At 67.5% G+C, this 18,308-nt stretch carries 12 protein-coding genes and 1 tRNA gene; 11 read left to right on the top strand and 2 right to left on the bottom strand.

Features of this window, described 5'->3' with window-relative positions; translation table 11 throughout:
- The 5 genes from lgt (at position 1) to V5D55_RS15940 (ending at position 9,544) form a co-directional block, all read left to right on the top strand.
- Positions 1 to 1,026 carry a prolipoprotein diacylglyceryl transferase gene (gene lgt / locus V5D55_RS15960; RefSeq protein ID WP_435744836.1) on the top strand — a complete coding sequence of 342 codons (1,026 nt, stop codon included), beginning with the start codon at positions 1 to 3 and terminating at the stop codon, positions 1,024 to 1,026.
- A gap of 81 nt (positions 1,027 to 1,107) precedes the next feature.
- Entirely contained in the window at positions 1,108 to 5,688 is a 4,581-nt protein-coding gene (gene gltB, locus V5D55_RS15955; RefSeq protein ID WP_435744833.1) for a glutamate synthase large subunit, read from the top strand.
- Positions 5,681 to 7,147, top strand: a complete 1,467-nt coding sequence (locus V5D55_RS15950) for a glutamate synthase subunit beta (protein ID WP_435744831.1) — start codon at positions 5,681 to 5,683, stop codon at positions 7,145 to 7,147. Before gltB ends, V5D55_RS15950 begins: the two co-directional genes overlap by 8 nt.
- Before the next feature lie 60 nt (positions 7,148 to 7,207).
- Positions 7,208 to 8,659 carry a pyruvate kinase gene (pyk, locus tag V5D55_RS15945; RefSeq protein ID WP_435744828.1) on the top strand — a complete coding sequence of 484 codons (1,452 nt, stop codon included), beginning with the start codon at positions 7,208 to 7,210 and terminating at the stop codon, positions 8,657 to 8,659.
- Between the two features lie 273 nt (positions 8,660 to 8,932).
- Complete coding sequence (locus V5D55_RS15940; protein WP_435744826.1) at positions 8,933 to 9,544, top strand: esterase/lipase family protein; 612 nt, start codon at positions 8,933 to 8,935, stop codon at positions 9,542 to 9,544.
- A gap of 71 nt (positions 9,545 to 9,615) precedes the next feature.
- Here the strand turns inward: V5D55_RS15940 and V5D55_RS15935 are convergent.
- A tRNA-Leu gene (locus V5D55_RS15935) sits at positions 9,616 to 9,698 on the bottom strand.
- A 93-nt stretch (positions 9,699 to 9,791) separates the two neighbouring features.
- Here V5D55_RS15935 and V5D55_RS15930 point away from each other — a divergent pair.
- Both V5D55_RS15930 and V5D55_RS15925 read left to right on the top strand, forming a co-directional pair.
- Positions 9,792 to 10,412, top strand: coding sequence for an ANTAR domain-containing response regulator (locus V5D55_RS15930; RefSeq protein ID WP_435744823.1), 621 nt, complete (start codon positions 9,792 to 9,794; stop codon positions 10,410 to 10,412).
- A gap of 3 nt (positions 10,413 to 10,415) precedes the next feature.
- Positions 10,416 to 10,979: a GNAT family N-acetyltransferase gene (locus V5D55_RS15925; protein WP_435744820.1), complete on the top strand. Its 564-nt coding sequence runs from the start codon at positions 10,416 to 10,418 to the stop codon at positions 10,977 to 10,979.
- Here the strand turns inward: V5D55_RS15925 and V5D55_RS15920 are convergent.
- Positions 10,954 to 11,382, bottom strand: a complete 429-nt coding sequence (locus tag V5D55_RS15920) for a hotdog fold thioesterase (protein ID WP_435744818.1) — start codon at positions 11,380 to 11,382, stop codon at positions 10,954 to 10,956. The genes V5D55_RS15925 and V5D55_RS15920 overlap by 26 nt on opposite strands.
- A 45-nt stretch (positions 11,383 to 11,427) precedes the next feature.
- Here V5D55_RS15920 and polA point away from each other — a divergent pair, with 45 nt between their 5' ends.
- The 4 genes from polA to V5D55_RS15900 all read left to right on the top strand — a co-directional run bounded on the left by polA (position 11,428) and on the right by V5D55_RS15900 (position 18,300).
- Positions 11,428 to 14,061: a DNA polymerase I gene (polA, locus tag V5D55_RS15915; RefSeq protein ID WP_435744816.1), complete on the top strand. Its 2,634-nt coding sequence runs from the start codon at positions 11,428 to 11,430 to the stop codon at positions 14,059 to 14,061.
- Positions 14,062 to 14,134: 73 nt separating this feature from the next.
- Positions 14,135 to 15,811: a DUF885 domain-containing protein gene (locus tag V5D55_RS15910; RefSeq protein WP_435744814.1), complete on the top strand. Its 1,677-nt coding sequence runs from the start codon at positions 14,135 to 14,137 to the stop codon at positions 15,809 to 15,811.
- A 53-nt stretch (positions 15,812 to 15,864) separates the two neighbouring features.
- Positions 15,865 to 16,899, top strand: a complete 1,035-nt coding sequence (locus tag V5D55_RS15905) for an LLM class flavin-dependent oxidoreductase (protein ID WP_435744811.1) — start codon at positions 15,865 to 15,867, stop codon at positions 16,897 to 16,899.
- A 48-nt stretch (positions 16,900 to 16,947) separates the two neighbouring features.
- Entirely contained in the window at positions 16,948 to 18,300 is a 1,353-nt protein-coding gene (locus tag V5D55_RS15900; protein ID WP_435744809.1) for an MFS transporter, read from the top strand.
- The last annotated feature ends 8 nt before the right edge of the window (positions 18,301 to 18,308 follow it).

Below are 18,308 nucleotides of genomic sequence, written 5' to 3'. Positions count from 1 at the left end.
ATGTCCCTCGCGCTCCACAGCACCTTCAACGGTGTGCTCGCCAGCATCCCGAGCCCTCCGGTGTCCTTCATCGACCTGGGCCCGATCCGGATCCACTTCTACGCGCTCTGCATCATCGCGGGCATCATCGCCGCGACGCTGCTCACCAACCGTCGCCTGACCAAGCGCGGAGCCGAGCCGTGGGTCGTCATCGACATCTCCATCCTGGCGGTGCCGCTGGCCATCATCGGCGCGCGCATCTTCCATGTGGCGACGCACCCCAACGACTACTTCGGCGAGGGGATCAACACCTGGAATCCCTTCCAGCCGGGTTCGGTGTGGGCGATCTGGGAGGGTGGCATCGCCATCTTCGGCGCTCTGATCGGCGGCGCCATCGGCGCCTACCTCGGATGCCGCTGGACCGGCATCCGCTTCTGGACGTTCGCCGACGCGCTTGCGCCCGGTCTTCTGCTGGCACAGGCCATGGGCCGCTTCGGTAACTGGTTCAACAAGGAGCTCTTCGGCCTTCCGACCGATCTGCCGTGGGGCCTCGAGATCCCCTCGGACAACTCCGCGTTCCCTCCGGGACTTCCCGAGGGCACGCTCTTCCACCCCACCTTCCTGTACGAGGTGCTCTGGAACGGCCTCGGCGTGATCGTGCTGCTGTGGCTGGGCCGCAAGCTCTTCTTCCAGTGGGGTCGCCTCTTCGCGATCTACCTGATCTGGTACAGCGCAGGACGCGTCGTGTGGGAGTCGATCCGCATCGACCCGAGCGAGATCATCCTGGGCCTGCGCAGCAACGTGCTCGCAGCGATCATCGGCGTCATCGTGGGTCTGGCCATCCTCATCGTGCAGACCCGTCGTCACCCCGGTCTCGAGCCCTCGCCCTACCAGCCGGGTCGCGGACGGACCGACGAAGGCGCTGATGTAGAATCACAGGACAATCCCTCCGATTTCGTCGACGTGAGTGAGCCTCCGTCCGAAGAAGTCACCGCAGGAGCCAGCGCCACAAGCACCGCTCCCACGGACACGGAAGGCTCCCGCTAGCCTCCTCGTCCGCGAGGAACCCACGCATCCGCCCGGCCAATGACGTCCCCGGGTCATCTGAAGATCTGAGGACGGTACCGCATGGCATCGAGCGACCTCCGCGCACCCGTCGGGCAGCATTTCCCGGCCAAGCAGGGAATGTACAACCCGGCGTTCGAGAAGGACGCCTGCGGCCTCGCCATGGTGGCGACGCTGCGCGGCACGGCCGGGCACGACATCATCGCGTTGGCGCTGCAGGCTCTTCGCAACCTCGAGCACCGTGGTGCGATCGGGTCGGATGCCGGAACCGGTGACGGCGCCGGCATCCTCACGCAGATGCCCGACGAGTTCCTGCGCGCGGTCACCGGCTTCGAGCTGCCCCCGGTGGGGGAGTATGCCGCCGGGCTCGCGTTCCTGCCGCGCGACTCGAGCGTGCGCCGGGAGCAGAAGGCCGGCATCGAGAAGATCGCCCGCGCCGAAGGACTGCGCGTGCTCGGCTGGCGCGAGGTCCCCACAGTCAACGACAACCTCGGCAAGCTCGCCGATGAGGCCCGCCCTGCCTTCGAGCAGCTCTTCGTCAGTGCCGGCGGCGGTTCGCACGCGGACGCCCCGCTCACCGACATCGCTCTCGACCGCGTCGCGTACCGACTGCGCAAGCGCGCCGGACACGAGCTCGGCGCCTACTTCGTCTCGCTCTCCAGCCGCACGCTCGGCTACAAGGGCATGGTCACGACGCTGCAGCTCGAGCCGTTCTACCCCGATCTCCAGGACGAGCGGTTCGCGTCGGAGCTCGCCGTGGTGCACTCGCGCTACTCGACGAACACGTTCCCGTCGTGGCCGCTGGCGCAGCCGCTGCGCATGCTCGCCCACAACGGCGAGATCAACACCGTCGGCGGCAACCGCAACTGGATGCGGGCCCGCCAGTCGCAGCTCGAATCCGAGCTGCTCGGCGATGTCGCGCCCCTGCTGCCGATCTGCACCGACGGTGCCAGCGACTCCGCGTCGTTCGACGAGGTGCTCGAACTCCTCACCCTCACGGGTCGCAGCCTCCCGCACGCGATCATGATGATGGTGCCGGAGGCGTACGAGAAGCAGGCCGACATCACGCCGGAGCTGCGCTCCTTCTACGAGTACCACTCGAACCAGATGGAGCCGTGGGACGGTCCCGCCGCCCTCATCTTCACCGACGGCACGCTCGTCGGCGCCACTCTCGACCGCAACGGCCTTCGTCCCGGTCGCTGGACCGAAACGACCGACGGCCTCGTCGTCATCGGCTCGGAGACCGGCGTCCTCACGTTCGAGCCCGAGCGCATCAAGCGCCGCGGACGTCTGCAGCCCGGGAAGATGTTCCTCGTCGACACCGCGCAGCGCCGCATCGTCGAGGACGAGGAGATCAAGCGCGACCTCTCCACGATGCACCCGTGGCAGGAATGGCTGGATGCCGGAGCCGTGCGGCTGGCCGACCTGCCGGAGCGCGAGCACATCGTGCACCCGCCGGCATCGATCACCCGTCGTCAGCGGACCTTCGGCTACACCGAGGAAGAGATCCGCATCCTGCTGACCCCGATGGGACAGACGGGCGTCGAGCCGCTCGGCGCGATGGGTTCGGACACGCCGATCGCGGTGCTCAGCAAGCGCCCACGCCTGCTGTTCGACTACTTCACGCAGCAGTTCGCACAGGTGACGAACCCGCCGCTGGACTCGATCCGCGAAGAGGTCGTCACGAGCCTCAAGCTGGGGCTCGGGCCCGAGAGCAACCTGCTTTCGTGGGGCCCGGAGCACACGCGCACCGTCTCACTGGACTTCCCGGTCATCGACAACGACGAGCTCGCGAAGATCCGTCACATCGACAAGGCACTGCCTGACCGCTCGAGCGTCACGATCCGCGGCCTCTACCACTTCGACTCCGGTCCCGAGTCCCTGGAGGACCGGCTCGCAGAGATGTGTGCCGAGGTCGACGCGGCGATCGAGGATGGCGCGGAGTTCATCATCCTGTCCGACCGTGACTCGAACAAGGATCTGACACCGATCCCTTCGCTGCTCATGGTCTCGGCCGTGCATCATCACCTCATCCGCCGTGAGAACCGCATGAAGGTCGGTCTCATCGTGGAGGCCGGCGATGTGCGCGAGGTCCACCATGTGGCCACGCTGATCGGGTACGGCGCTTCCGCGATCAACCCGTACCTGGCGATGGAGACGGTCGAGCACCTCGTGCGCACCGGGTACATCACCGGCATCTCGCCCGAGAAGGCCGTCAAGAATCTGATCTACGCGCTCGGCAAGGGCGTGCTCAAGATCATGTCGAAGATGGGCATCTCCACGGTCTCCTCCTACGCCGGTGCTCAGGTTTTCGAGGCAGTCGGACTCGGCCAGGAGTTCATCGACGCGTACTTCACCCGCACCGAGTCGAAGCTCGGCGGGATCGGCATCGCCGAGATCTTCGCCGAGAACCAGGCGCGTCACGATTACGCCTACCCGGAGGATGCTGCGGCACGCGCGCACGAGCGCCTGTGGACCGGCGGCGAATACCAGTGGCGTCGCGACGGATCGCCGCACCTCTTCAACCCGGAGACGGTGTTCAAGCTGCAGCATTCCACCCGGACGCGCCGCTACGACATCTTCCGGGAGTACACGAAGCTGGTCGACGACCAGGCTGCGGAGCTCAAGACGCTGCGCGGGCTGTTCTCACTCAAGACCGGTGCGCGCAAGCCCGTGCCGTTGGACGAGGTCGAACCGGTGTCCGCCATCGTCAAGCGCTTCTCCACGGGTGCGATGAGCTACGGCTCGATCTCCCGCGAAGCACACGAGACCCTCGCGGTCGCGATGAACAGCATCGGCGGCAAGTCGAACACCGGCGAGGGCGGCGAGGACACCGACCGGCTGGTCGATCCCGAGCGTCGCAGTGCGATCAAGCAGGTCGCGTCCGGTCGCTTCGGCGTGACGAGCCTCTACCTCACCGAGTCGGACGACATCCAGATCAAGCTCGCACAGGGCGCGAAGCCCGGCGAGGGCGGTCAGCTGCCGCCGACCAAGGTGTACCCGTGGGTGGCGCGCACGCGCCACGCAACGGCCGGTGTGGGGCTCATCTCCCCGCCGCCCCACCACGACATCTACTCGATCGAAGACCTGAAGCAGCTGATCTTCGACCTGAAGCGGGCGAACCCCGAAGCGCGCATCCACACCAAGCTGGTCAGCCAGTCCGGCATCGGCGCGGTGTCTGCGGGTGTCGCCAAGGCGCTCAGCGACGTGATCCTGGTGTCCGGTCACGATGGCGGCACGGGCGCGAGCCCGCTGAACTCGCTCAAGCACGCAGGTACCCCGTGGGAGCTCGGCCTGGCCGAGACCCAGCAGACCCTCATGCTCAACGGCATGCGCGATCGCGTCGTGGTGCAGGTCGACGGACAGCTCAAGACCGGCCGCGACGTGATCATCGGCGCCCTGCTGGGAGCGGAGGAGTTCGGATTCGCGACGGCTCCGCTCGTGGTGAGCGGCTGCATCATGATGCGCGTCTGCCACCTGGACACCTGCCCCGTGGGCGTCGCAACGCAGAACCCCGCGCTGCGCGAACGCTTCACCGGAAAGCCCGAGTTCGTGGTCAACTTCATGGAGTTCATCGCCGAAGAGGTGCGCGAGCTGCTCTCCGAACTCGGCTACCGCTCGATCGACGAGATCGTCGGCCGAGCCGACCTCATCGAGGTCAACGCGGCGGTCGACCACTGGAAGGCAGAGGGTCTCGACCTGAGCCCCGTGCTCGACGGTCCGGCGTTCCCGGCGGGGGAGCCGCGTCGCAGCGGCCGCACGCAGGACCACGAGCTCGAGAAGCACTTCGACGTGCAGCTCATCGACATCGCGAAAGGCGCGCTGCTCAACGGCGAACCTGTCGTGGTCGAACTGCCCATCGCGAACACCGAGCGGGCGGTCGGCACGATGCTCGGACACCAGGTCACCTCGCGCCACGGCGCAGGCGGCCTGCCGAAGGAGACCATCGACGTGACGCTGCACGGCACCGCCGGGCAGTCGCTCGGGGCGTTCCTGCCGTCCGGCATCATCCTGCGGCTCGAGGGCGACGCGAACGACTACGTGGGCAAGGGCCTCTCCGGTGGCGACATCACGATCCGTCCGCCGCGCGGCTCCACGATCGCCCCGCACGAGAACGTGATCGCCGGCAACGTCATCGGCTACGGCGCGACCTCGGGCACGATGTTCCTCTCGGGCGTGGTGGGGGAGCGGTTCCTCGTCCGCAACTCCGGTGCCACCGCGGTCGTCGAGGGCGTGGGAGACCACGCACTCGAGTACATGACCGGCGGCCTCGCCGTGATCCTCGGATCGACCGGGCGCAACTTCGGCGCCGGCATGTCAGGTGGCGTCGCATACGTGCACGCGCTCGACACCGCGAAGGTGAACGCGCAGTCGCTGGGCAGCGGAGAGCTTCTCCTCGAGGCGCTCGATCGGGCGGACCTCGAGGTGCTGCGCAGTCTGCTGGTCAGCCACGTCGAGCGCACCGCTTCGCCCCGAACATCCGCCCTTCTCGAGCGATTCGAGGAGACAGCGACCGAGTTCGTCAAGGTGCTCCCGCGCGACTTCGCGGCTGTGCGCACCATGCGCGAAGAAGCACTCGCCGAGGGGATCGACCCCGACGGCGACATCGTCTGGAACCGCATCCTGGAGGTGACCGGTGGCTGATCCCAAAGGCTTTCTGAAGGTGACCGAGCGGGAACTCCCCGCACGACGTCCGGTGCCGGTGCGCATCATGGACTGGAAAGAGGTCTACGAGCGCGGCGACAAGGCGGTGCTGCAGCGCCAGGCCGGACGCTGCATGGACTGCGGCGTGCCGTTCTGCCACTCCGGATGCCCTCTGGGCAACCTGATCCCCGAGTGGAACGACCTCACGTGGCGCGGCGAGGGCCGTGCCGCCATCGAGCGGCTGCACGCGACGAACAACTTCCCGGAGTTCACCGGCCGCCTGTGCCCTGCGCCCTGCGAGAGCTCGTGCGTGCTCGGCATCAACCAGCCGGCCGTCACGATCAAGCAGATCGAGGTCTCGATCATCGACGAGGCCTTCGCGAAGGGCTGGGTCGAGCCCGAGCCGCCCGAGCGCCTCACCGGCAAGACGGTCGCCGTCGTCGGATCCGGTCCTGCCGGGCTCGCCGCCGCACAGCAGCTCACCCGCGCCGGCCACACGGTGGCCGTGTTCGAGCGCGATGACCGGATCGGCGGACTGCTCCGCTACGGAATCCCGGACTTCAAGATGGAGAAGGGGCAGCTCGAGTCCCGCCTTCGCCAGATGCAGGAGGAAGGGACCCGCTTCCGCGCCGGCGTCGAGATCGGCAAGGACATCTCCTGGCCCGACCTGCGTGCGCGCTACGACGCGGTCGTCATCGCCACCGGCGCCACGGTGCCGCGCGACCTCCCGATCCCCGGCCGCGACCTCGACGGCGTGCACTTCGCGATGGAGTACCTCGTCGAGTCGAACCACGCGGTCGCCGGCGACAAGGTCACCGAGCAGATCACGGCCGAGGGCAAGCACGTCATCGTGATCGGTGGCGGTGACACCGGCGCCGACTGCATCGGCACCGCCCACCGTCAGGGTGCCCTGAGCGTCACCAACCTCGCCATCGGCAAGCAGCCGGGCACCGACCGTCCCGACCACCAGCCGTGGCCGATGATGCCGACCGTCTTCGAGATCGCCTCCGCGCACGAAGAGGGCGGCGAGCGGATGTTCCTTGCCTCGACCGTCGAGTTCCTCGCGAACGAGGTGGGCGAGGTGCGGGCGCTCCGCGTCGCCGAGACCGAGTACATCGACGGACGCCGCGTGCCCAAGAGCGGCACCGAGCGCGAGATCCCCGCCGACCTGGTGCTCATCGCGATGGGCTTCACCGGTCCTGAGCAGGACGGCTACACCGAAGACACCCTGCCGCAGGTCACGGATCGCGGTGCCTTCCGCCGCGACACCACCTACGAGTCCACGGTCTCCGGCGTGTTCGTTGCCGGCGACGCCGGTCGCGGGCAATCGCTCATCGTCTGGGCGATCGCCGAAGGCCGTGCCGCTGCGGCGAACGTCGATCGCTTCCTGATGGGCACCACCGTGCTTCCCGAGCCGGTCCGACCGCATGATGTCGCGATCGGACTCCAGCCCGCGTAGGCTGAGCGGCGGCACCCGTCGCCTGATTTACCTTCCCCCACTTCCACTCTGGAGAATCTGTTGAGACGCGCGAAAATCGTCGCCACCCTGGGCCCCGCCACTTCCACCTATGAGACGGTGCGCGCACTGATCGATGCGGGGGTGGATGTCGCACGCTTGAACCTCAGCCACGGCGACTACTCCGTGCACGAGAACAACTACGCCAACGTGCGTCGCGCGGCAGACGACGCCGGTCGTGCGGTCGCCATCCTCGTCGACCTGCAGGGGCCGAAGATCCGCCTCGGCAAGTTCGAGAACGGCCCGTACGAGCTCGCCAAGGGCGACATCTTCAAGATCACCACCGAAGACATCATCGGCAACAAGGACATCTGCGGGACGACCTTCAAGGGTCTGCCGCAGGACGTCAAGCCCGGTGACTTCCTCCTGATCGACGACGGCAAGGTCCGCGTCGAGGTCGTCGAGAGCGACGGCGTCACCGTCACCACGAAGGTCATCGTCGCCGGAGCGGTCTCGAACAACAAGGGCATCAACCTGCCCGGCGTCGCCGTGAACGTCCCCGCTCTGAGCGAGAAGGATGAAGACGACCTCCGCTGGGGTCTGCGCATCGGCGCCGACCTGATCGCACTGTCGTTCGTCCGCAACGCGTCCGACGTCACCCGCGTGCACGAGATCATGGCCGAAGAGGGTGTCCGGGTTCCGGTCATCGCCAAGGTCGAGAAGCCGCAGGCCGTCGACGCGCTCGAAGAGATCGTCGACGCGTTCGACTCGATCATGGTCGCCCGTGGTGACCTCGGTGTCGAGCTTCCGCTCGAGGCCGTGCCGATCGTGCAGAAGCGCGCCGTCGAGCTCGCCCGCCGCATGGCGAAGCCGGTCATCGTGGCGACGCAGATGCTCGAGTCGATGATCAACAGCCCGGTGCCGACGCGTGCCGAGACCTCCGACGTCGCGAACGCCGTCCTCGACGGCGCCGACGCTGTGATGCTCTCGGGAGAGACCAGCGTGGGCGACTACCCGGTCGTGGTCGTCGAGACCATGGCCCGCATCATCGAGTCGACGGAAGAGCACGGTTTGGAGCGCATCGCACCCCTCACCACCAAGCCGCGCACGCAGGGTGGTGCGATCACGCTCGCCGCCCTCGAGGTCGCCGAGTTCGTCGAGGCGAAGTTCCTCTGCGTGTTCACGCAGTCGGGTGACTCCGCACGCCGTCTGTCGCGTCTGCGCTCGCGCATCCCGATGCTGGCGTTCACGCCCGACCCCGACATCCGCCGCCGCATGGCGTTGACGTGGGGCATCCGCTCCACTCTCGTCGACATGGTGCAGCACACCGACCTCATGTACCTGCAGGTCGACGAGTATCTGCTCGGGAACGGTCTGGCCAAGGAAGGGGACAAGGTCGTCGTGATCTCCGGCTCCCCTCCCGGAATCGTGGGATCGACCAACGACATCCGCGTCCACAAGGTCGGCGACGCCGTCGGTGGCGCGGCACCGATCTACAAGGAAGCAACCGTCTGACCTGGTTCGGATGCTGATGAGAGGGGCGAGACTTCGGTCCCGCCCCTCTTCTCGTTCCCGGATGCATCGCAGTATCGACGCCCTGAGTCAAGCCACTGCCGCCCTCGATCGGGGCCACGGTAGCTTTTCTCCCATGGGTATCCACCGCTGCCTCAGCACCCGACGCACGCGCGGGCGTCGCGGCATGCGGCATCCGGCGAAGGGCGCCTCATCAATCCGCTGAAGGCCGCCGCGTGGTGGTTCGCCGACTACGTCTACGCCGGGTATTGGCAGGTGCGCGCCTTCTTCGGGCGCACCGACGCCGCCTCATTCGCTTCCGGGGATGCCGCGCACATCGTCGTGCTTCCCGGCGTCTACGAGACGTGGAAGTTCCTGCAGCCACTCATCACGGCTCTGCACGCCCGCGGACATCCCGTGCACGTGGTCGAGGCGCTGCAGCGCAACCAGCATCCGGTGGCCGACATGGCCGCGAGCGTTTCCGCCTTCCTCGAGGCGGAGAATCTGACCGACGTGATCCTGGTGGCGCACAGCAAGGGCGGGCTGGCGGGCAAACTCGTGATGACCGGTCCTGCGGCAGGACGAGTCCGGTCCATGCTCGCCGTCGCTACGCCGTTCGGCGGATCACGCTACGCACGGAGGATTCCGATGCGATCACTCCGTGCTTTCGCGCCGGAGGATCCATCGATCGTGAGCCTCGCACAGCAACTCACCGTGAACGCGCGAATCGTGTCGATCTACGCGGCGTTCGACCCGCACATCCCCGAGGGGAGCGAACTCGCGGGCGCGAAGAACGTGCGGCTCGAGACTGGTGGCCACTTCCGCATCCTCGCCCATCCACGAGTTCTCGCCGAACTCGCAGTGCTCGCCGCGGGGTCCGCCGGCTAGGTCTTCAGCTTGCGCAGCGCCGGGCGGACGAGGGTCGGCAGATCGAGGGACGAGTCAGAGGACTCTTTGGGTGCCGGCGGTGGGACTCGAACCCACACGCCCTTTCGGACAAAGCATTTTGAGTGCTCCGCGTCTGCCATTCCGCCACGCCGGCTCGTGTGTCGCGCCTTCGACTTTAGCGCAGGCGCGACGGCTCCGAGCGCCGGGCCACCGCCGGTGCACAGGGGCTCTCCACTAGGATGGATCTGTGACCGAGCAAGAAGAGCAGGCTGTTGAGCCCACGGCATCCGCACCCCGACGCGTCGTCGTCGCCGAAGACGAATCGTTGATCCGTCTCGACATCGTCGAGATCCTTCGCGACAACGGATTCGACGTCGTCGGAGAGGCGGGAGACGGCGAGACCGCTGTCGCCCTCGCCACGGAGCTCCGCCCCGACCTCGTCATCATGGACGTCAAGATGCCTCGACTCGACGGCATCAGCGCGGCCGAGAAGCTGCACAAGGGCAACATCGCTCCCGTCGTCCTTCTGACCGCGTTCAGTCAGAAGGAGCTCGTCGAGCGGGCGAGCGAGGCCGGCGCCCTGGCGTATGTCGTCAAGCCGTTCACGCCGAACGACCTTCTCCCTGCCATCGAGATCGCCCTCGCACGTCACGAGCAGATCATCACGCTCGAGGCCGAGGTCGCCGACATGGTCGAGCGCTTCGAGACCCGCAAGCTGGTCGACCGCGCCAAGGGCCTCCTGAACGAGAAGATGGGGCTCAGCGAGCCCGAGGCCTTCCGCTGGATCCAGAAGGCGTCGATGGATCGTCGTCTCACGATGCAGGACGTGGCGAAGGCGATCATCGAGCAGCTCGCGCCGAAGAAGTAGCACGTGCTCCGGCTCGACGCCGAGCACACGCTGCGTCCGGTGGAGAGTGGCGATGGGCCTGCCCTCGCGCGGGCGTACCTCGCCAATCGCGCGCACCTCGCCCCCTGGGAACCCACCCGCGACGAGGCGTTCTTCACCGACGCCTGGCAGGAGGAAGACGCGCAGCGATGCGTGGCGGATGCCGCGGCGGGGCGCAGCATCCGATTCCTGATCCTTTCGGCGGATGACGAGATCCGCGGACGGATCAACCTGAACAACATCGTGCGCGGTGCGTTCTGGAGCGCCGACCTCGGGTACTGGATCGACGCCTCGCGTCTACGGCGGGGCCTCGGGACCCGCGCGGTGAGCCAGGTCGCAGCGTACGCGCAGGGCGAACTCAAGCTGCACCGCCTGCAGGCAGCGACCCTCCTGCACAACATCGGGTCTCAGCGCGTTCTCCTGGAGAACGGTTTCGAGCGGATCGGCTCAGCGCCGAAGTATCTCCGGATCGCGGGGGAGTGGCAGGACCACATCCTGTTCCAGCGCCTGCTGGAAGAGCCGCTCAGCTCGCGCTCGGAGCGTCCCTGACCATGTTCGTGATGCGGATGGTCGAGCAGCGACGGCCCTGATCGTCGGTCACGACGATCTCGTGCACCGTGATGCTGCGACCGAGGTGCACCGGCGTGCACACACCCGTCACGATGCCGGACGTCGCGGAACGAGTGTGGGTGGCGTTGATGTCGACGCCGACAGCAAGACGCCCGGGACCGGCGTGCAGGTTCGCGGCCATCGATCCCAACGACTCGCCCAGCACCACGTAGGCGCCGCCGTGCATGAGCCCGACGGGCTGCGTGTTGCCCTCGACGGGCATCGTGGCGACGCAGCGTTCGAGACTGAACTCGAGGAACTCCATGCCCATCTTCTGGGCGAGTGCACCCATCCCGCGGGCGGTGGCCCAGTCGAGTCCTTCGCTCGTCGCGACGTCGCTCATGAATCCTCCTCAGCGGGTGTCTGTCGTCCTCGTTAGGCTGACAGGGTGACGGACTCCGCAAAGCCTACCCTCATGGTCATCGACGGCCATTCGCTCGCCTATCGTGCCTTCTTCGCCCTTCCGGTCGAGAACTTCACGACCAAGGACAATCAGCACACGAACGCCATCTACGGCTTCCTGTCGATGCTCGTGAACCTCATCAAGGCCGAGCAGCCGACCCACCTGGTGATCGCCTTCGACACCTCGCGGCACTCGTTCCGCACCGATGAGTATCCCGAGTACAAGGCGACGAGGTCTGAGACGCCGCAGGAGTTCCGCGGCCAGATCCCGCTTCTGCAGGACTGCCTCGCCGCGATGTCGATCCCGGTCCTGACCAAAGAGGGCATCGAGGCCGACGACATCCTCGCGACGCTTTCGACGCAGGGCGCGGAGCAGGGATACGAGGTTCTCGTCGTCTCCGGCGACCGTGACAGCATCCAGCTGGTCAACGACGACGTCACGCTGCTGTACCCCTCGGTGCAGGGCGTGTCGCAGCTCAAGCGCTACGACCCGACGACCGTGCAAGAGCGCTACGGCGTGCGCCCGGAGCAGTACCCCGACATCGCGGCGCTCGTCGGCGAGACCAGCGACAACCTGCCGGGCGTGCCGAAGGTGGGGGAGAAGACGGCGGTCAAGTGGCTGACGCAGTTCGGCACGCTCGACGAGCTGCTCGATCGCGCCGACGAGATCAAGGGCGTGGTGGGCGGCAACCTGCGCGACCACATCGACGATGTGCGGCGCAACCGCAAGCTCAACCGCCTGCTCACCGACGTCGAGCTCCCGGTCGCGCCCGACGATCTCGCCGTGACGCCGATCGACGCGCAGGCCGTCCGCGACATCTTCGCGCGGCTCGAGTTCCGCACCCTCCTTCCGCGCGTGTTCGAGGCCGTCGGCGCCGGCGAAGTGGCCGATGATCCGGCATCGGCGGTCGTCATGCCCACGCCTGGTGAGGTCGCGCCCGCCGAACTCGCCGCCTGGGCCGCCGCACAAGACGTCGACGTCGCGCTGCGCGTCACCATCCAGGGCGGCAAGCCTGCCCGCGTCGGGGTGGCGACGACCACCGAGCTGCGTGAGACCGACTGGACGGATGCTGCGGCAGACGCTCTGCGGAGCTGGATCGAGTCGGACCGGCCCAAAGTGCTGCACGACGCGAAGCCGCAGGTGAAGGCACTCCTTCGCCTGGGCATCCGTGTGGGTGGGCTCGCCTACGACACGAGTCTCGCCGGCTGGCTGCTGCGTCCGAGCTTCCCCGACAAGACTCTCGCCGACCTGGTCGAGCGTTACCTCGGCGAGAAGCTCCCCGAAGCCGACCCGTCGCAGCTCGTCCCCGAGACCGAGGGCGCCACGCCGTCGCAGGAGGCCTGGTTCGCGCTGCGCGTCGCCGAGGCGCTGCGCGAAGACATTCCGGAGTCCGTGAACACGGTGCTCGTCGACATCGAGCTTCCGACCCTCATGACCCTCGCCGACATGGAGGTCGCCGGCGTCGCCGTCTCGCACGACGTGCTCTCGACCTTCTCCGGCGAGCTCGCCACCCGCGCGGAAGGGCTCGCGCAAGAGGCGTTCACCGCCGTCGGACGCGAGTTCAACCTGGGATCGCCGAAGCAGCTGCAGGAGGTGCTGTTCGAAGACCTGCAGCTTCCGAAGACCCGCAAGACCAAGTCCGGGTACTCGACGGATGCCGCCGCGCTGGCAGATCTGCAGGAGACCCACCCGCACCCGTTCCTGAGCCTGCTCCTGCAGCACCGAGAGGCCACGAAGCTGCGCCAGATCATCGAGTCGCTCGACACCGCGATCGGCGACGACCACCGCGTCCACACCACGTATGTGCAGACCGGGAGCCAGACCGGACGACTCTCGAGCACCGACCCGAACCTGCAGAACATCCCGGTCCGCACCGAGGAGTCGCGCCGCATCCGCAGTGCGTTCCAGGTCGGTGAGGGATACGAGGCGCTGCTCACGGCCGACTACTCGCAGATCGAGATGCGGATCATGGCGCACCTCTCGGGCGACGAAGGGCTGATCGAGGCGTTCAACAGCGGTGAAGACCTGCATCGATTCGTCGGGGCCCGCGTGTTCGGTGTCGATCCGAGTGACGTGACCGCAGCCATGCGCACCAAGGTCAAGGCCATGTCGTACGGTCTCGTCTACGGCCTGTCGGCGTTCGGTCTCTCCAAGCAGCTGCGTATCGAGCAGTCCGAAGCGAAGCAGCTGATGGTCGAATACTTCGCCCGATTCGGCGCGGTGCGCGACTACCTCCGCGCGTCCGTCATGAAGGCCAAGGAGGTCGGCTACACCGAGACGATCTTCGGGCGGCGCCGGCCGTTCCCCGACCTCGCGAGCCCCAACCGCGTGCTGCGGGAGAACGCCGAGCGAGCGGCCCTCAACGCCCCGATCCAGGGGAGTGCGGCCGACATCATGAAGATCGCACTGCTGCACATCCACGACGACCTGCAGTCCGAGAAGCTCCAGTCCCGCGCCTTGCTGCAGATCCACGACGAACTCGTGGTCGAGGTGGCGCCGGGCGAGTGGGATGCCGCCGAGCGGATCGTTCGGACGCGGATGGGTGACGCTGCGGAGCTGACGGTGCCGCTCGACGTGCAGGTCGGCCGCGGCGCGGACTGGAACGAGGCCGCGCACTAGTCCGGACAACGAACACGTCGGGTGACGGACAGATCCGATATATCGAAGGGGTGGCGGGGATTAGGCTGAAGGGATGACTTCAGCTCCCCGCACTTCCTCCGCCATCGACAAGGTCGCCGATGAGTGGGTCGATACGATCGCTGTCCTCGCTCCCACCCTTGGTACGTACATCGGGCGTGACGAGGTCAACGACCGCTTCGGCGATCTGAGCCCCGCCGGACACGACGAGATCGCCGCGGCGACCCGGACGACGCTCGACCGGCTGTCCGCACTGGAGCCGACCGACGCGATCGACGAGGTCACCAAGGCCGATCTGAGTTCCGAACTGCGCCTCGACCTCGAGTTCCACGAGGCGAAGTGGCACCTCCGCGATCTCAACGTGATCGCCTCGGCGGCACAGGATGTGCGTGCCGCCTTCGACCTGATGCCGACGGGCAGTGCCGACGACTGGAGCGTCATCGCGACGCGCCTCGCCGCGGTTCCTGGCGCGCTGCGCGGCTACACCGAGACCCTGCGCCAGGGCATCGCCGAGGGCATCACGCCCGCGCGCCGCCAGGTCGTCGAAGTGGCGACGCAGATCGATCGCTACACCGCAGACGACGGATTCTTCGCCGCCTTCGTCGCGGAAGCCGCCCCCGATGAAGGTCAGCTTCCGGCGTCCCTTGCCCGTACACTCGCCGACAGCTCCGCCGCGGCCCGGGTCGCCTACGACGAGCTGCGCCGCTTCCTCGCCGAGGAGCTGGCACCGGTCGCAGGAGACGTCGACGCTGTCGGCCGTGAGCTCTACGCCCTCAACTCCCGCCGTTTCCTCGGCGCCACCATCGACCTCGACGAGACGTACGAGTGGGGTCGCGAAGAACTGGCCCGCATGGTCGCCGAGCAGACCGCCATCGCGAACGAGATCCTTCCCGGCTCCACCGTGGAGGAGGCCGTCGCGCACCTCGAGTCGGATCCCGCGCGCAAGCTCGTCGGCACCGATGCGCTGCAGAAGTGGATGCAGGAGACGAGCGATCGGGCTGTCGCAGAACTCGGCGCTTCGCACTTCGACATCCCGGAGGCCATCCGCACGCTCGAGTGCATGATCGCGCCCACCCAGGAGGGCGGGATCTACTACACCGGTCCGACCGATGACTTCTCGCGCCCCGGCCGCATGTGGTGGTCGGTGCCTGAGGGCGTCACCGAGTTCGACACCTGGCGCGAGCTCACGACGGTGTTCCACGAGGGCGTGCCCGGTCATCACCTGCAGATCGCGCAGGCCGTGTACAACCGCGCCGAGCTGAACACGTGGCGGCGTCTGCTCGCCGGCACCTCCGGCCACGCCGAGGGCTGGGCGTTGTACGCCGAGCGCCTGATGGAGCAGCTGGGATACCTGGACGACCCCGCCGACCGGCTCGGCATGCTCGACGGGCAGCGGATGCGCGCGGCACGAGTGGTGCTCGACATCGGCGTGCACCTCGGCAAGCCCCGTCTCGACGGAACCGGCACCTGGGACGCGGAGTACGCGCTGGAGTTCATGCGCGGCAACGTCAACATGTCCGATCAGTTCGTGCAGTTCGAGGTGAACCGCTACCTCGGCTGGCCGGGACAGGCTCCGTCGTACAAGGTCGGGCAGCGCATCTGGGAGCAGGTGCGCGATGCCGTGCGCGCCGCCGAGGGCGAAGCGTTCTCGTTCAAGGACTTCCACAAGCGCGCGCTCGACCTGGGTGGCGTCGGTCTCGATACCCTGCGGAGCACGCTCCTTCCGCGTTGAGGGAATGCCGCGACCGATGCGCATGTTCATCCATCTGAATGGAAAGGGATGACATGAGCATCGAATTCGGGCTGGACACGTTCGGCGACATCACACGCGACGCGGAGGGCGAGCTCCTCACGGGCGCGCAGACCATCCGCAACGTCGTGGCTCAGGCAGAGATGGCCGACGCTGTCGGCGTGGACTTCTTCGGCGTGGGGGAGCACCATCGCGCCGAGTTCGCGGTCTCGTCGCCGGAGATGGTGCTGGCCACCATCGCGGGACGCACGAAGAACATCCGTCTCGGCACCGCGGTCACGGTGTTGTCTTCGGATGATCCGGTGCGCGTCTTCGAGCGGTTCTCCACGCTGGATGCTCTGTCGAACGGGCGTGCCGAGGTCGTGCTCGGACGCGGGTCGTTCATCGAGTCCTTCCCCCTCTTCGGTTACGACCTGCGCGACTACGATGCGCTCTTCGAGCAGAAGCTGGAGCTCTTCACCGAGCTGCTCAAGGAGGAGCCGGTGACCTGGTCGGGCACGATGCGCGCCTCGCTGGAGAACGCGAACGTATTCCCCAAGACCGAGAACGGTCTCCGCACCTGGGTCGGCGTCGGCGGCAGCCCCGAGTCCGTCGTCCGCGTCGCGCGGCACGGCTTGGGATTGATGCTGGCGATCATCGGCGGTCCCGCCGTGCGCTTTAAGCCGTTCGTCGAGCTGTACCACCGCTCGGTGGCGTCCTTCGGGACGACCTCGCACCCGGTATCGGTGCACTCGCCCGGCCACATCGCCGAGACGGATGCCGAGGCGTGGGATGCCGCATACTCCGGCTTCGAGGCGATGAACAACACCATCGGTCGCGAGCGGGGCTGGCCGGCGTACAGCCGCGCGCGGTTCCAGAACGACGTCGGTCCCGAGGGCGCGATCTACGCGGGCTCTCCCGACCGGGTGGCCGCGAAGATCGCCGACACTGTCACAACTCTCGGCCTCGGACGCTTCGATCTCAAGTACGCCACGGGAACGCTGTCGCACGACGTGATGATGCGCAGCATCGAGCTCTACGGCACCGAGGTCATCCCGCGGGTGCGGAAGCTTCTGGCCGCCCGCGATTGAACCGTCATCGTAGGGCTGCGCGCACACACGCAGCCCTACGATGAGGTCATGGCCAACTCCGTCCTGCCGAGCCGCGCGTCGCTCGCCGAGCGTCTCGACGAACTGCCGTTCACACGACGTCACTTCCGCGTCCTGACCGGATCCGGCGTCGGCTGGGCACTCGACGCGATGGACGTCGGACTCATCTCCTTCATCCTGGCCGCGCTCACCCAGCAGTGGGGCCTGACCAAGACGGATGCCGGGTGGATCGCCTCGGTCGGCTTCCTGGGCATGGCGGTCGGCGCAACCCTCGGCGGACTCCTGGCCGACCGGCTCGGACGTCGACAGGTGTTCGCGATCACGCTGCTCGTCTACGGTGTCGCAACCGGCGCCAGCGCGCTCGTCGGAGGCATCGCCGCACTGTTGATCCTCCGGTTCTTCGTCGGCCTCGGTCTCGGGGCCGAACTCCCGGTCGCATCGACCTATGTGAGCGAGTTCGCGCCGGCGCGCATCCGCGGTCGGTTGATCGTCATCCTCGAGGCCTTCTGGGCGCTCGGCTGGACCGTGTCGGCGCTCATCGGATACTTCGTGATCCCGGCATCCGATGCAGGATGGCGCTGGGCCTTCGCGCTCGGCGCGATCCCGGCCGTGTACGCCCTCATCGTCCGCTGGGGATTGCCGGAATCCCCGCGTTGGCTCGCGTCGCGTGGACGCATCGCCGAGGCCGACCGCATCGTGTCGACCTTCGAGGCGGATGCCGGACTCGTTCCTGGGCCGGCTATCCGCAAGGAGCCGCCCTCGCGGGCGATCGCGGTCACCACGCGGGCACGGCTCACGACCCTGTGGAACCGTGAGTTCCGCGTTCGTACACTCTGCCTCTGGCTCGTGTGGTTGTGCGTGAACTTCGCCTACTACGGCGCGTTCATCTGGATCCCGAGCATCCTGCTGGACGCCGGATTCGACCTGGTCAAGTCGTTCGGCTTCACGCTCATCATCACCCTGGCGCAACTTCCCGGCTACGCCGTCGCCGCCTGGCTGATCGAGGTGTGGGGCCGCCGGGCGACGCTCTCGGTGTTCCTGGTCGGGTCAGCGGTCTCGGCCGTGTTCTTCGGAACGGCGAGCACGGAAGGGGCGATCATCGCCTCCGGCATGGCGCTGTCGTTCTTCAACCTCGGGGCGTGGGGAGCGCTGTACGCGGTCACCCCCGAGACCTATCCGACATCGCTCCGCGGGACGGGCGCGGGCTGGGCCGCCGGTGTCGGACGCATCGCATCGATCGTCGCCCCGCTCACGGTTCCGCTGCTGCTGGTCGCCGGCGGCACGCCGCTGCTGTTCGTCGTGTTCGGCGCCTGCTTCGTCGTCGCGGCGGCCGCAGCGTGGGGACTCGCGGATCGCGGAGGCGTCGCCCTCGACGACCGCTGACGCGCCTC

The sequence above is a fragment of the Microbacterium sp. PMB16 genome, from assembly GCF_051294855.1.
Lineage (GTDB): Bacteria > Actinomycetota > Actinomycetes > Actinomycetales > Microbacteriaceae > Microbacterium.
Note: the sequence above shows the minus strand (reverse complement) of the source record. Positions and strands in the feature narration are given on the sequence as shown.

Coding starts and splice junctions, on each gene's coding strand:
- V5D55_RS15905 (WP_435744811.1), top strand. CDS start 15,865: ATGAGCATCGAATTCGGGCTGGACACGTTCGGCGACATCACACGCGAC.
- V5D55_RS15900 (WP_435744809.1), top strand. CDS start 16,948: ATGGCCAACTCCGTCCTGCCGAGCCGCGCGTCGCTCGCCGAGCGTCTC.
- V5D55_RS15920 (WP_435744818.1), bottom strand. CDS start 11,382: ATGAGCGACGTCGCGACGAGCGAAGGACTCGACTGGGCCACCGCCCGC.
- V5D55_RS15910 (WP_435744814.1), top strand. CDS start 14,135: ATGACTTCAGCTCCCCGCACTTCCTCCGCCATCGACAAGGTCGCCGAT.
- lgt (WP_435744836.1), top strand. CDS start 1: ATGTCCCTCGCGCTCCACAGCACCTTCAACGGTGTGCTCGCCAGCATC.
- gltB (WP_435744833.1), top strand. CDS start 1,108: ATGGCATCGAGCGACCTCCGCGCACCCGTCGGGCAGCATTTCCCGGCC.